The organism is Pseudomonas sp. FBCC-B1667 (assembly GCF_059133255.1).
In genome coordinates, this window is record NZ_CP101437.1 from 2,442,390 (window position 1) to 2,457,038 (window position 14,649).

Annotated in this window: 13 protein-coding genes; 10 read left to right on the forward strand and 3 right to left on the reverse strand. The window is 60.1% G+C overall.

Features of this window, described 5'->3' with window-relative positions; genetic code table 11:
• Positions 1 to 6: 6 nt before the first annotated feature.
• Positions 7 to 960, reverse strand: a complete 954-nt coding sequence (locus tag NL116_RS10990) for a LysR family transcriptional regulator (protein WP_494377161.1) — start codon at positions 958 to 960, stop codon at positions 7 to 9.
• Positions 961 to 1,247: 287 nt separating this feature from the next.
• Here NL116_RS10990 and NL116_RS10995 point away from each other — a divergent pair, with 287 nt between their 5' ends.
• From NL116_RS10995 to NL116_RS11005, 3 genes are read left to right on the forward strand one after another with little or no spacing between them, the layout of a single operon-like run.
• On the forward strand, positions 1,248 to 2,543 hold the full coding sequence (locus NL116_RS10995; protein ID WP_494377162.1) for a DUF1329 domain-containing protein: 1,296 nt from the start codon (positions 1,248 to 1,250) through the stop codon (positions 2,541 to 2,543).
• Positions 2,543 to 2,929, forward strand: coding sequence for a YidH family protein (locus tag NL116_RS11000; protein ID WP_494377163.1), 387 nt, complete (start codon positions 2,543 to 2,545; stop codon positions 2,927 to 2,929). Before NL116_RS10995 ends, NL116_RS11000 begins: the two co-directional genes overlap by 1 nt.
• On the forward strand, positions 2,922 to 3,215 hold the full coding sequence (locus NL116_RS11005) for a DUF202 domain-containing protein (RefSeq protein ID WP_494377164.1): 294 nt from the start codon (positions 2,922 to 2,924) through the stop codon (positions 3,213 to 3,215). The genes NL116_RS11000 and NL116_RS11005 overlap by 8 nt, the downstream gene beginning before the upstream one ends.
• Positions 3,216 to 3,233: 18 nt before the next feature.
• Here the strand turns inward: NL116_RS11005 and NL116_RS11010 are convergent, their stop codons facing one another.
• Complete coding sequence (locus tag NL116_RS11010; protein WP_494377165.1) at positions 3,234 to 5,195, reverse strand: alkyl/aryl-sulfatase; 1,962 nt, start codon at positions 5,193 to 5,195, stop codon at positions 3,234 to 3,236.
• A 100-nt stretch (positions 5,196 to 5,295) separates the two neighbouring features.
• Positions 5,296 to 6,213 (reverse strand): LysR family transcriptional regulator, encoded by a 918-nt coding sequence (locus NL116_RS11015; protein WP_494377166.1) that lies wholly within the window; start codon positions 6,211 to 6,213, stop codon positions 5,296 to 5,298.
• An 80-nt stretch (positions 6,214 to 6,293) separates the two neighbouring features.
• On the opposite strand from NL116_RS11015, the gene NL116_RS11020 reads away from it, so the two are divergent.
• The 7 genes from NL116_RS11020 to NL116_RS11050 all read left to right on the forward strand — a co-directional run bounded on the left by NL116_RS11020 (position 6,294) and on the right by NL116_RS11050 (position 14,559).
• On the forward strand, positions 6,294 to 7,532 hold the full coding sequence (locus NL116_RS11020) for a 3-hydroxyacyl-CoA dehydrogenase (protein WP_494377167.1): 1,239 nt from the start codon (positions 6,294 to 6,296) through the stop codon (positions 7,530 to 7,532).
• A complete protein-coding gene (locus NL116_RS11025) occupies positions 7,529 to 9,304 on the forward strand; it encodes an acyl-CoA dehydrogenase C-terminal domain-containing protein (protein ID WP_494378037.1) in 1,776 nt (591 codons plus the stop codon). The genes NL116_RS11020 and NL116_RS11025 overlap by 4 nt, the downstream gene beginning before the upstream one ends.
• A gap of 35 nt (positions 9,305 to 9,339) precedes the next feature.
• Positions 9,340 to 10,506, forward strand: a complete 1,167-nt coding sequence (locus NL116_RS11030) for an iron-containing alcohol dehydrogenase (protein WP_494377168.1) — start codon at positions 9,340 to 9,342, stop codon at positions 10,504 to 10,506.
• Complete coding sequence (locus NL116_RS11035) at positions 10,503 to 10,967, forward strand: acyl-CoA thioesterase (protein WP_494377169.1); 465 nt, start codon at positions 10,503 to 10,505, stop codon at positions 10,965 to 10,967. The genes NL116_RS11030 and NL116_RS11035 overlap by 4 nt, the downstream gene beginning before the upstream one ends.
• Positions 10,964 to 12,148: an acetyl-CoA C-acyltransferase gene (locus NL116_RS11040; RefSeq protein ID WP_494377170.1), complete on the forward strand. Its 1,185-nt coding sequence runs from the start codon at positions 10,964 to 10,966 to the stop codon at positions 12,146 to 12,148. The genes NL116_RS11035 and NL116_RS11040 overlap by 4 nt, the downstream gene beginning before the upstream one ends.
• Before the next feature lie 305 nt (positions 12,149 to 12,453).
• Positions 12,454 to 12,711: a hypothetical protein gene (locus NL116_RS11045; RefSeq protein ID WP_494377171.1), complete on the forward strand. Its 258-nt coding sequence runs from the start codon at positions 12,454 to 12,456 to the stop codon at positions 12,709 to 12,711.
• 57 nt (positions 12,712 to 12,768) lie between these two features.
• On the forward strand, positions 12,769 to 14,559 hold the full coding sequence (locus NL116_RS11050) for a thiamine pyrophosphate-requiring protein (RefSeq protein WP_494377172.1): 1,791 nt from the start codon (positions 12,769 to 12,771) through the stop codon (positions 14,557 to 14,559).
• The last annotated feature ends 90 nt before the right edge of the window (positions 14,560 to 14,649 follow it).

Here is a 14,649-nt window from a genome sequence, read left to right on the forward strand (position 1 = left end):
GCGTCGCTATTGATCAGCCAGGCTCAGGCGTTCTTCGGGCACTCGTTCAATCAGGCTTCCTTTCCAGCGATTATTGACCACTGATTCGACCAACAGGCTGCGCACCAGATCGCGCATGCACGTTGCTGCGAAGGACAGCGGCTTGTGCTGCGAATAGGCCAGGGAAATCGTGCGGGTGATCCGCGGTTCCACGATCAACCGTGCCGAAATCGGTTCGAGCAACTCGGTCAGCGGCGGCCAGTTGCTGATGGTTGCTGCCAACCCTGCGCGTACCAGGCTGCTGATGCCTGGCGCGGATTGCTGTTCATAGCTTGAATCGAGTGTTACCCCGGTTTCCATCGCCGCTTGCTCGATCCGGCGGCGCAGGTGCAGGGCACGCGGGGGCATCACAAGACGGGTCGCCGCTGCCTCAGTCAGGGTAATGGGCGAATTGTCTGCTTCCTCAGCAGGCGTGCCGACCCAGTACAGGTCTTCGGTGAACACGGGTTCGGCGATGACATGTTCCAGTTCTTCAGCGTTGGGCACGACGCCGAAATCCACTTTGCCGAGCTCGATCGCCTGACCGCCTTCGCGACTCAGGCCGTCCCAAATCGTTAGTTTGATTCCTGGAAACTTGGCCTGCGCCTGGGTAATGATGGTGGGCAGCAGGAGCGCCGATGCCGTTGCGGGTATGGAAATAGCGACATGGCCCATCGGATTGCCCCGGCTCGATTTCAGTTCGTCTTTCACCGAGTCGAGCTTCTGGATCACCGAGCGCGCCACCTCGTACAACTGCCGGCCAGCATCTGTCAGCTCGATGCCGTCGTGTTGGCGCGCCAGTAGCTGCATTTCCAGTTCGCTTTCCAATAAACCGATCTGTCGGCTCAGGGCAGGCTGAGCGATGAACGCCCGGCGTGCGGCATTGGAGAAGCTTCCCGCTTCCGCAATAGCGATAAGGTAACGCAGCTGTTTCAAAGTCATGGGCAGATCTCTGGCTATGCCGAAGTGATATGGCAACTATCTGAAGACGCTATTTGTCGAGGCCCAAAGGGCTACTTAGTATCCATTGATACCTACCCAGAGGCCATTAAATACCCTGTAAAAATTGATTTGCCAGCAGTCCCGTCGAGCGTTTCTACCTATTGGCGGGGCATTGCACATGTTCACTCTCTGATAAACACAATAAGAGGTTAAGAGTGATGACAACCCGTACCCGAGGTTTCGTTCGGTTGCCTTCAGTTTCATTGTCATGCCTGTTTTTACTTGGAATGTCATGGGCGGCAGGATCGCTGGCCGTTGGCGAATGGCCCCATGATCTGACCCCGATAGGTGCCGAGCGAGGCGCCAGTCCTGACGGACGAATCCCGCCATGGCAGGGCGGACTCACGGCTGCGCAGCAACGGTTTGCAAGCAACGGCACGCCGGTCGACCCTTACGCCGACGAACAACCGCTGTACGAAATAACCGCACAGAATTACCACCTGTATGAGGATCAGTTGTCCGGCGGGCAGATCGCTTTGCTCAAACGCTTTCCCGAAACGATGCGCCTACCGGTGTACCCCACGCATCGCAGCGTAGCGATACCGGCGCCGCTCGCCGCTTCGGCCGCACGCAACGCCGTGTCTGCGCAACTCAAGGATCAGGGAAACGGTCTGCAAGGCTTCGCCGGAGCGGTCGCCTTTCCGGTGCCCAGGAATGGACTGGAAGTGATCTGGAATCACCTGACCCGCAACCGCAATGCCAGTTACAGCCTGATCTCTGACAGCGTCACGCCGCTGGGTAATGGTCGTTTCACCCTCATGAGCGCACGTCAGGAATTCGCGCGCCCCGACGGACTTTCGAGCGCTGGCGCCGACAACATTCTTTACTACTTCACTTACCGAATGACCGCGCCGTCGCGGCTCGCCGGAGACGCCATGGTGGTTCACGAGACGCTCGATCAGGTTGCCGAACCGCGTTTGTCCTGGGTCTACAGTTCCAGTCAACGGCGGGTGAGGCGCGCACCCGGTATCGCCTATGACACAACCGGCCCGGGGACTGCGGGTTTGCGCACGGCGGACAGTCGCGACATGTTCAACGGCGCGCCGGATCGTTATGACTGGAAACTGGAGGGCAAGAAATTGCTTTACGTGCCCTATAACAGTTATCGCCTGGCCTCGCCCGACTTGCGTTACAGCGAGTTGATCAAGCCCGGCCACGTCAACCCCGTGCCCACCCGCTATGAACTGCATCGGGTGTGGGAGGTAGTCGCGACCTTAAAGCCCGGGGCTCAACACATTTACGCCAAGCGCCATTACTACATTGACGAAGACACCTGGGCGATCCTCGAGGCCGATGTCTACGACCAGCGGGGTACATTGTGGCGCACATCCGAGGCACACAGTTTTTACCACCCCGGCGGTGAGGCTGCGGTCAATGCCATGGAGGTCACCTATGATTTGAAAAGTGGCCGCTACCATGTTTCGGGCCTGATTAACGAGCAACGCCAGCCTTATGTGTTCAACCTGCCGATTAGCCTCTCTTACTTTTCACCTGGTGCCTTGCGCAGCTTTGGTGTGCGTTGATGGGCACGGAGCAAAAACGTCGTACGTGGACTGAAATCCTGTTGGGCGCCGGTGAGGCGCCCGACCCGCGATTCACGCTGGCCAACGAACGCACCTTTCTCGCCTGGATTCGAACTTCGCTGGCCCTGATGGGGGGCGGGATCGCCATTGAGGCCCTCGCGACACACGTCTTCGAGCCCCATTTGCGCATGATCATGGCGATGAGCCTGATGCTCCTGAGCCAACTGGTCAGCGTCGGTGCATGCGTGCGCTGGCTCAGGGTGGAGCGAGCGCTGCGCCAACAACGGCCGCTGCCTTTACCGACACTCGCGCCATTGCTGGCGATGGGATGCGCCACCGCAACGTTGTTGTTCGGTATTGTGCTTTGGCCCCGTTGGCATGGGTGATCCGGGGTTGCAGGCTGAGCGGACGGAACTGGCTTGGCGACGGACGTTGTTGGCGTTGCTGGTGGTGCTGATTCTGGCGGGGCGAGTGGGCGACTGGTTTTCGATGGGGGTGGGCGTTGTTGCCGCCCTGGTGCTGCTCGCCAGGCAGGGTCGCCGCTATCAACAAGGCTTGGCGATGCTGCGAGCCGAGAAGTCGGCGCCTTCGCCCGAGGCTGTTCTGGCATTAGGCGCAACAGTGTGTTTGCTAGGGGCCAGCGCGATGCTCAAGTTGATAAGCGGCGCTTGAGGCGCCGCTCATGCAGGTTCAAGGCGTGACGATATTGAATCGCGAATCCGGTTCGTCCAGCCCACCCATGAAGCGCAGGAACTTGAGCCGTTCACCCTTGATGTCGATATCGCCCAACGTTGCCTCTTTCAAAAAGCCCGTCTGTTTAAGCGCGATGCGATCGAGGGTCGACTTTTTCATGCTTATTTCCACGTCGGGCTGATCATGTCGGGTCAGGTCGCGATGGGTGAGGACGCCATTGCGCAGGGTCAGGGCATAATCCTCGCCCAGATCGGTGAACCGCCAGTTGATGGTTAAGTCGTTGTCGGCGGCTTTCAACGCGTCCACACGAACACCCAGGTAATCGAAGAACATCGTCGGTGTCAGCGCCCGAACCATGTCGTCGGTATTACCGCCGCTGGCGGAAGCGGCCGCTACACCGTCGCGCAGTTCCTGGGCGCCGCTGAGGTAAGCGTTGCGCCACGTGGCGTTCTCACTCTGATAACCCAGTTGCTCCAGCGCATCGGCCTGTAATTGCCGCGCATCAGCGTTATCCGGCTCAGCGAATACCAGATGATTGGTCAATTGCGCGACCCAGCGATAATCCCCCTCGTCGAAGGCTTGGCGTGCTTTGCTCAAGACTTGGTCGGCACCACCCATGGCCGCCACGTAGCGCTTGCCGGCGGCTTGCGGCGCCAAGGGGTTAAGGTTCGCCGGATTGCCGTCATAAAAGCCCATATAGCGTTGATAAACGGCGCGTACGTTGTGGCTCAGGGAGCCGTAGTAATCGCGGCTGGACCACTTATTCGCCAGGCGTGGTGGCAACGAACTCAGGGTTTCGGCGATTTCCATCGGCGTCAGGCCCTGGTTGATCAGGCGCAAGCTCTGGCTGTCGATGAATGCGTACATGTCGCGCTGGTCAGCCAGATAATCGCGTATCTGCGCGCCGCCCCAGGTCGGCCAGTGATGCTGGGCAAACACCACCTCAGCCTGGTTGCCGTAACGGACTAAAGACTGATCCAGGTAGTGCGCCCAGATCTTCGGGTCGCGAACCAGTGCGCCGCGCAAAGTGAGTACGTTGTGCTGCACGTGAGTGGCGTTTTCGGCCATGCACAGTGCCTTGAATCGCGGGAAGTAAATGTTCATTTCCGCCGGCGCTTCAGTACCGGGAGTGAGCTGGAATTCCACTTCAACGCCGTCGAGGGTCAGGCGCTCCAGCGGCTGGGTGATTTCCTTGGTCGGCGCGATCAGACTGACCGTCGGGTTTGCCGGTACACCCTTGCCCAGGCCGGCGTCTACCTGTCCACGTTCACCGCGCGGTAACGTCGCGCCGTACATGTAGTGTGCGCGACGCTTCATCGCCGGCCCCGCCAGGACGTTCTCCCCGATGGCGTGCTCGAAAAAGCCTTGAGGCGCGATCACCTGGACTTTGCCAGCCTTGACGTCCGCTTCGTCAATCACCCCACGTACGCCGCCGAAATGGTCAACGTGCGGGTGCGTGTAAATCACCGTGTTGACCGGTTTGCGCGGGCGATTTTTGAAGTACAGCTCAAGGCCCGCTCTGGCGGTTTCAACCGACAGCAGTGGGTCGAGCACGATGAGTCCACTGTCGCCCTCGACGATGGTCATGTTGGCCAGGTCCAGGCCTCGAATTTGATAAACGCCTTCAGTGACCTTGAACAAACCGGCAATGGTATTGAGCTGGGCTATTCGCCACAGGCTCGGGTTCACGGTACCCGGTGCGCGGGTCTGGTTGAGGAATGCGTATTGGCCTGGATCCCAGACGGTCTTGCCATTCGAATTGCTGACGACAACTTCGTAGCGCTCGATCAAACCGCGCTGTGCCGCGTCGAAATCGCCACGGTCGGCGAAGGGCAGTCGCTGCAGCCATTGCTGATTGTTTTGCAGGGTGATCGCCGTCGCATCCTTGGCAGGCGTAGCCGCGAGAGTCGTGAGCGGTACCAGCAGGGCAAGGGTGAGCAAAGGCTGGGAAAGTCGCATGGAGGAGTCCTTGTTATTGTTTGGGCGATCCACTTTAGGCAGCGGGTCGAGTCGCAGCCAATACCAGAACAGCATGGCGGCCATCGTATTGCGTGATGACTCAGACCGGCTGAATGACCAGGATCTGCGCCTTCAGCCACGCTAGCGCCGGGTCGTGTTGGCGATGCGAAAGATGCACCAACTCAAGCTCGAATGGCGGTAATGCGAACGGCAGTTCATGCAATTCCAGAGGCAGCAACCGGGCAAATTGTTGCGCCAGTTGCGTTGGCAATACGACGCAAAGATCGGTCGCCGCCACCAAGTGTGCAGCTTGCAAATAATTGGGGGTGGTGTAGACGATCTGCCGCGTCAGGTTCTGTTCTGCCAGCCACTGGTCGACCATGCCCCGGGTCTGGCCGCCGTGCACCCAGACATGGCGCAGTTGCAGGAAGGTGTCCAGTTCAAGGCCGTCAACCAGGTGCGGGTGGCCCTGTCGTACCGCGACCCGCAGTGTTTCGCTGCGCCAGAGCTGACGGCTAAAGCGTGCCGGAACGTGGTCAAATCGCCCCAGCACCATGTCCAGCTCGCCACGATCGAGCGTCTCTACCGGCAGGTTCGCCGTCAGATGAACGACGTCAATGCGCAGGTTCGGTGCTCGCGTCTCCAGGTGGGCCAACAGTGATGGCATGCACAGCTGTTCAACAAAATCGGTCAAGGCAACACGCAACTGCCGGTGACTGCGTTGCGGATCGAACGTGTCACCCGTGGCCAGGGTTTGTTCGATCTGTTGCAACGCTGCGCGAATCGGCCCTTCCAGCGCGAGCGCCCGAGGGGTAGGGCACATGCGCCGGCCGACGCGCACCAGCAGCGGATCGCCCAGTGCATCGCGCAAACGGGCCAAAGCGTTGCTGACGGTGGGTTGAGTCAGTGCCAAACGCTCGGCGGCGCGGGAGACGTTCTGCTCGCGCAGCAGCATGTCAAAGACACGCAGCAGGTTCAGATCAAAGTTTGAAATATTCATGCTGCAAATATATGGCATATGAAATTGAAATTTCAAAAATACTTGAAGCCTGCTTAGGGTGAGGGCCTTCGTTTTCCCCAGATGCAGGAGCGCCGCGTGTGAGCACCACTTTCGATATCCAACAGGTCGCCGTGATCGGTGCCGGCACTATGGGCCGGGGCATCGTCATCAGCCTGGCCAGCGCCGGGTTTCCAGTGCTATGGCTGGAAAGCAATGCCCTGACCCTGGACGCAGGCCTGGCCATGATTGAACAGACCTGGTCGCAGCAGGTTGGCAAAGAACGCATCTCTCAGATCGAGGCTGACGCCTGTCTGAAACGGGTAAGTCCGGTGCAAAGCTACGCTGCGCTGGCCGATGTGGATCTGGTGATCGAGGCGGTGTACGAGAGCCTTGAACTCAAGCAGGAGATCTTCCGCGCGCTGGATGCCCACCTCAAGCCACAGGCCATTCTGGCCAGCAACACCTCGGCCCTCGACATTGACGCCATTGCTGCTGTGACGGGGCGTGCGCAACACGTGCTGGGCCTGCATTTTTTCAGCCCGGCACACATCATGAAACTGTTGGAAATCGTCCGCGGCAAGCACACCAACAGCGCGGTGCTGGACGCTGGACGGGTGCTCGCCCGGCGAACCGGGAAGGTCGCCGTCGTGTCGGGCAACTGCCCTGGCTTCATCGGTAATCGGATGCTGCGCAGGTACGTGGCGCAGGCTAGGGAAATGCTGCTTGAAGGCGCCCTGCCGCAACAGATCGATGAGGTGTTGCAACAGTTCGGTTTCGCAATGGGCCCGTTCCGCATGTATGACGTGGTCGGCATCGATCTGGAATGGCGCGCCCGACAACTGGCGGGGCAGGGCATGGACGATCCTCTGGTACAAATCGACAACGCCTTGTGCGAACTCGGTCGCCTTGGCCAGAAGACCGGCCATGGCTACTACCGCTATGCCCCCGGCAGTCGTCGCGCCGAGCAAGATTCGCAGGTTGACGAGCTGGTGCTCAAGGTATCGCAGGGCCAGGGTTATCGTCGCCGCGAGATCGACGCGCGGGAGATCCTCGACCGTTGCCTCTTGGCGCTGGTCAACGAGGGCGCAAAAATTCTTGAAGAAGGCATCGCCGGCAGCAGCCATGACATCGATCAGGTCTGGCTCAACGGCTACGGTTTCCCGGCAGTCACGGGCGGGCCGATGTGCTGGGCGGACGAGCGGGGTTTGAACGAGGTGCTTGCTCGACTGGAGCATCTGCAGGGGGTTCTCGGTGAGCATTGGCGTCCCGCCGGGCTGATCCACACGTTGGTGGCTGCCGGCAAGCGCTTCGCCGATGTCGAGGGGGGACGGTCATAAATTATCAAGCACCACTGCGCGATATGCGCTTCGTCTTGCACGAACTGTTTGACGTATCTGGTCACTGCGAACAGCTGGGTATCGACCTCGATCGCGATACCCTCGACGGCATTCTTGAAGAGGCCGGGCGCTTCACTGGCGACGTCATTTCGCCGCTGAACCGTAACAGCGACGAGCAAGGCTGCCGGTTGAATGGCACCGAGGTCAGCACACCCGATGGCTTTCGCGATGCCTATCGCCAATACATCGACAATGGTTGGGCGAGCATGACCGGGCCAACCGAGTATGGCGGCCAAGGCCTTCCGCAAATGGTCTCGGCCAGCGTCCACGAGATGCTGATGGCGGCGTCATTGTCGTTCCGGATCTATTCGGGGCTGACTGAAGGCGCGGTGTTAGCCGTGCATCGCCATGGCAGCGAAGCGCTCAAGCAATCATGGCTGAGCAACATGGTCAGCGGCGAATGGACCGGCACCATGTGCCTGACAGAGCCCCAGGCCGGCACTGATCTTGCGTTGCTGCGCAGCCGCGCGCAGCCTCAGGCCGATGGCAGCTATTGCATCACTGGCAGCAAGATTTTCATCAGTGGCGGCGAGCACGACCTGACGGACAACATCGTTCATCTGGTGCTGGCACGCCTGCCGGATGCTCCTGCCGGCGTGAAAGGCATCAGCTTGTTCCTGGTGCCGAAAGTCTTGATCGACGGTCGGCGTAATACCCTGAGCTGCGGCGCACTGGAACACAAAATGGGCATCAAGGGGGCGTCGACGTGCGTCATGAATTTCGACGGTGCCCAAGGCTGGCTGGTGGGCGAGCCGAATCAGGGCCTGTCATGCATGTTTACCATGATGAATGACGCGCGCTTTCAGGTCGGCCTGCAAGGGCTGGGAATTGCTGAGGCGGCGTTTCAGGGTGGCTTGGCGTACGCCCGTGAACGTCTGCAGTCGCGCTCGCTGACCGGAGCGGTGGCGCCGGACAAACCCGCCGACCCGATCATCGTTCATCCGGATGTGCGGCGCATGCTGCTCACGCAAAAATCCCTCACCGAAGGCTGCCGGATGCTCGGCGCTTACACCGCACGGCAACTCGATCTCGAACACGGTGCCCCAGAGTCCGAGGCTCGTCGTGCAGCCATGCGTCGCACTGCGCTACTGATCCCGATCGTCAAAGGGTTCTTCACCGATGTCGGCCAAGAGGTCGCCAGCCTGGGCGTGCAACTGTATGGCGGGCATGGCTACATCCGCGAATGGGGTATGGAACAGTTGATGCGTGACAGTCGCATCACCCAGCTCTATGAAGGCACCAATGGCATCCAGGCGCTGGACTTGGTCCGGCGCAAGCTGATGGGCGATGGCGGTGCCGAACTGCACGCGCTGGTCGATGAGCTGGCTCAGCACGTCGAGGCTGCTGGCCATCAACCCCAGCTGCAGGAAATGGCAAGCGCAGTCAGTCAACGCCTTGAGGAATGGCGGGCATTGGGCAAGACCATCATCGAGGCCTGCCACCGGGACCCGCAGGAAATCGGCGCGGTCTCGGTGGACTTCCTCGCGTATTCGGCTTACGTCCTGCTGGCGGGGCTCTGGCTGCAGGCAGCGATTCGAGCGGGTGAAATCCTGACTGACGGGACCAATGAAAGCGCCTTTTATCAAGCCAAGCTACAAACCGCGGACTTCTACTGGCGGCGCGTATTACCCCGTGCAAGCGCACACCGGGAAGCATTGTCGGGTGGTGCGAACTGCTTGATGGCGATGCCGGCAACTGACTTCAGTTGCTGATTGCAGACGAAGTACAAAAATCAGGAGTCGCTGACATGCAGCCTTTCAGCTTTGCCACTACGGCGCAGATGCTCTGCGAAACCGGCGCCGCGCCGCGCCTTGCCAATCTGTGCAGGGAACGCGGCGCGCGCCGTGTATTGATAGTCACCGACCCGGGTATTGCTCGCCTGGGCATGCTTGATGAGGTGTTGCCTGGTTTCACCCTCGCCAAAGTTGCCGTGACGATCTTCAGTGACGTGACGGCGGATCCAAGTCAGGCTTGCGTGCTCGCCGCCGTTGAACGGGCACGGCATATCGGCGCCGATCTAATCGTCGGCTTCGGTGGCGGCAGTTCGTTGGACGTGGCCAAACTGGTCGCGCTGCTGGCGCATCCGCAGTGCACTCAGCCGATCACCGAGTTGTATGGCGTTGACAAGGCAAAGGGGCAGCGCTTGCCGCTGATTCAGGTGCCGACGACTGCCGGGACCGGCTCGGAGGTGACACCCATCGCGATCGTCACCACCGGTGACACCACCAAGATGGGCGTCGTCTCGTCGTTGTTGCTGCCGGATCTCGCCTTACTCGACGCCGTCTGTACGTTAGGCCTGCCGCCAGCCGTGACGGCGGCCACGGGCATTGATGCCATGGTGCATGCGATCGAGGCCTACACCAGCAAGCTCAAGCGCAATCCGCTGTCCAGCCTCTTGGCGCGAGAGGCGTTACGGCTTTTGGCGTCCAACCTCGACCAGGCTGTGTACAACGGCAGTAACCTGGCCGCGCGCCAAGCGATGTTGCTGGGTGCCTGCCTGGCCGGCCAGGCATTTGCCAACGCGCCGGTGGCGGCGGTGCATGCGCTGGCCTACCCGCTGGGCGGACACTTTCACATTCCTCATGGGTTGGCGAATTCGCTGGTGCTGCCTCATGTGCTGCGCTTCAACCTGCCGGTAGCAATGGCGGACTACGCCGAACTGGCGCTGCCGTTGTTGGGCGAAAGGCTGCAGGCGGGTGATCGACAGAGTCGCGCCGAACAATTTGTCTGTGAATTGGAGCAATTGGCATCTCGTTGCGGCTTGCCAACCACACTGCGTGATGCCGGAGTGCCGAGAGAAAGCCTGCCTCAATTGGCCATTGACGCGATGCAGCAACAGCGCCTGTTGGTGAACAACCCGCGCCCGGTCAGTGAAGCCGATGCGTTGGCCATCTATGAGGCGGCGTACGGATGACCAACGTCACGCAGCGCGACAGCTACCGACACTTCACAACGATCACCACCCGTTGGCGCGACAACGACCTGTATGGTCACGTGAACAACGTCGTGTATTACGGCTTCTTCGACAGTGCTGTGAACAGTGCCCTGATCGAGCTCGGTGGGCTGGACATCCATGGTGGTCCGGTGATCGGCCTGGTAGTCAGTTCCAGCTGCGATTACCACGCGCCGGTCGCGTTTCCGGAGCGCATCGAAGTGGCGCTGGCGGTGAGCAAACTCGGCAACAGCTCAGTGCATTATCAGCTTGCTGTATTCCGCGAAGGGCAGCCACGGGCCTGTGCGACCGGGCGCTTCGTGCACGTCTTTGTCGACCGGCATGAGCGCCGCCCAGTGCCGATCCCTGAACGCCTGCGCCTGGCGTTGAGTGAATTGATTTGCGATTGCCTCACTTCCTCGAACAAGGAACTTGAACCATGAAAGACGCCGTGATCGTATCCACCGCCCGCACGCCAATCGGCAAGGCCATGCGCGGTGCGTTCAACGACCTGAAGACCCCGAGCATGACGGCCATCGCCATTTGCGCTGCTGTCGAGCGAGCCGGCATTGAACCGGCGCAAATCGAAGACCTGGTGCTCGGCACAGCCATGCAAAGCGGTACCTCCGCCATCAACCCGGCGCGTTTGTCGGCATTGGCGGCCAGCCTTCCAGTATCGGTGAGCGGGCAGACTGTCGACCGTCAGTGCGCATCGGGTTTGATGGCGATTGCCATCGCCGCCAAGCAGATCATCGTCGACGGAATGCAGGTGACCATCGGTGCCGGCCAAGAGCAAATCAGCCTGGTACAACAGGCTCACAATCAGCTGGCGAGTGAGGCGTACGATGCGACTGTGCTGCGTATGAGCGAACACGCCTACATGCCCATGCTTCAAACCGCTGAATGGGTGGCGCGTCGTTATGGCATCAGCCGGGAAGCGCAGGATGCCTACGCGTTGCAGTCCCAGCAACGAACAGCCGCGGCGCAAGAAGCGGGGTTGTTTGCCAACGAGATCGTCCCGGTGACAACGCGCAAGCGAATCATTGATAAAGAGAGTGGGGCGGTCAGCTATCAGGAGGTCACCCTGGCCAAGGATGAAGGCAACAGACCCGCCACCGTACTCGCCGATCTCCAAGGGCTTAAACCGGTCATAGAAGGCGGCTGCGTCACGGCCGGCAACGCCAGCCAATTGTCTGACGGCGCCAGTGCGTGTGTGTTGCTGGAGGGAGGCCTCGCGGCCCGTTCAGGCATTGCGCCACTGGGCCTTTATCGAGGCATCGCCGTCGTCGGCCTGGCGCCGGAAGAAATGGGCATCGGACCGGTACTGGCGGTGCCCAAGCTGCTTCGGCAGCACGGCTTGTGCGTGAGCGATATCGGGTTGTGGGAGCTAAACGAAGCCTTTGCATGCCAAGTGCTTTACTGTGCTGAGCGTTTGGGAATCGATCCGATGAAGCTGAACGTCAACGGCGGTGCAATCTCTATCGGGCACCCCTATGGCATGAGCGGAGCGCGGATGGCCGGGCACGCGTTGCTCGAAGGAAAACGGCGGGGTGTGAAGTTCGTGGTCGTAACGATGTGTGTGGGCGGAGGGATGGGGGCGGCAGGATTGTTCGAGGTGTTGTAATCAAAGCCAAGACGTGAACTGCCAGCGCTCGGTCATTGTTCAGGAATGTAACCGAGGGGCGACCGTCACTCCGAAAAGCCGATCGGTCGTATCGGCTTTTTGGTGTCCGCGCAAAACTATTCGGCGACTCGTTGAGGGGGGCGGAAAAATTTCATTCAATAAGACGAGAGGGTCCAGAGCCTCATAAAACAACGACTCGGCTTTTCTTTTCAGCAGGAGTCCAAATTACCATTCGTCAATTGAGCTGCACTCTGGTGCTGGTCACATCTTCAAAAGAAGTCTCATGACTTTGAATTGGAGGCGTTATGAAAACCCAACCATCTATCACGAAGGACAGACCCGCTGAGGATCTGAGTAACCCCAATGACGACGGTTGCGTGCTCGGCACGGCTGGCCGTGATGAAGATCCAAATCGCACCACGGATGGGAATAGCAGAAATACCCTGCCAGGCCATCTTCAAGAGTCGAATGACACCCGTGGGTTACCTGGCTACCCGCAGGATGACCCTGAAGAAGAGATCGGCATGGAAACGCCGGACCAGGACAACGACAAGGTTGGCTAAACAATATCTGGTGTTTCTGTAGCGATTATCGCCATCGGACTAAAGAAGAGGATCTTCATGACAACCACAGTCAGCGACTTTCTGGTAGAGCGACTCAGCCAATGGGGCGTCACGCGGATTTTCGGTTATCCGGGCGACGGTATCAACGGCGTTTTCGGCGCGCTGAGCCGGGCTCAGGGAAAAATCGAATTCATTCAGGCCCGTCATGAAGAAATGGCCGCGTTCATGGCGTCGGCCCATGCAAAATTTACGGGCGAGCTGGGCGTGTGCATCGCGACATCCGGCCCCGGTGCCTCGCACCTGATCACCGGGCTGTACGACGCGCGCATGGATCATATGCCGGTATTGGCAATCGTCGGCCAGCAGGCGCGCGCGGCGCTTGGCGGTCACTATCAACAGGAACTGGATTTGCTGTCGATGTTTAAGGACGTCGCCGGTGCGTTCGTGCAACAGGCCTCAGTGCCTGCGCAGGTCCGGCACCTGCTCGACCGGGCAGTGCGCACGGCCATCGGCGAGCGGCGGGTGACTGCGCTGATCCTGCCCAATGATCTGCAAGATTTGCCCTACGAGGAACCGGCCAGGGCGCACGGCACGGTGCATTCCGGCGTCGGTTACAGCAAGCCGAAAGTCGTGCCCTACGACGCTGATCTGCAACGCGCGGCGGAGGTGCTGAACGCGGGTGAGAAAGTCGCCATCCTGATCGGCGCGGGTGCCTTGAACGCCACCGATGAACTGATTGTGGTGGCTGAAAAACTGAGTGCCGGCGTGGCCAAGGCATTGTTGGGCAAAGCGGCATTGCCGGACGATCTGCCGTGGGTCACGGGCAGTATCGGCCTGCTGGGCACCGAGCCCAGCTACAAGCTGATGATGGAATGCGACACCTTGCTGATGGTTGGTTCCGGTTTCCCTTATTCCGAATTCCTGCCCAAGGAAGGGCAGGCGCGCGGGGTGCAGATCGATTTGCAACCCGACATGCTCAGCCTGCGCTATCCAATGGAGGTCAACCTGGTGGGCGACGCCGCGGAAACGCTTGCGGCGCTGGCACCGTTACTGGTGCCAAAGACGTCACGCAAATGGCGCAAGGTAGTCGAAGGCTGGCGCAGCACGTGGGAGAAGACCCTGGAAAAGCGCGCGCTGGTCAGCGCCGACCCGATCAACCCGCAGCGGGTGGTCTATGAACTGTCGCCACGGTTGCCGGAGCTGGCGATCATCACCAGCGACTCCGGCTCCTGTGCCAACTGGTACGCCCGCGACCTGAAAATCCGCCGGGGTATGAAATGTTCGCTTTCCGGCGGCCTGGCCTCCATGGGCGCCGCCGTGCCGTACGCGATTGCGGCAAAATTCGCTTTCCCGCAACGTACCGTGATTGCGTTGGTGGGCGACGGTGCGATGCAGATGAGCAACATGGCCGAGCTGATCACCGTTGCCAAATACTGGCGGCAGTGGGACAACCCGAAATGGATTTGCGCCGTGTTCAACAATGAAGACCTCAATCAGGTCACCTGGGAACAGCGGGTGATGGAGGGCGATCCCAAGTTTGAGGCGTCGCAGAGCATCCCCGATGTCCCGTATCACCTGTTCGCCCTGTCGATCGGGCTCAAGGGGATTTTCGTCGATCGCGAAGAGGACGTCGCCGCGGCCTGGGACAAGGCCCTGGCGTCGGACGTTCCGGTGCTGATCGAATTCAAGACCGACCCCAACGTCCCGCCGCTGCCGCCGCACATCAAGCTCGAACAAGCGAAAAAATTCGCCTCGACCTTGCTCAAGGGCGACCCGGACGAAGCCGGAGTGATCGTGCAAACCGCAAAACAGGTAGTGGGCTCGATGCTGCCTCGCAGCAAAAAATAAGACCCTTCACGCCCTCCCGGGAAAGAGGGTTAACGCCAACTCCCTTGATAAATGCACACCGCTATAGGCGCCAGGTTGCTGGCGATGGAC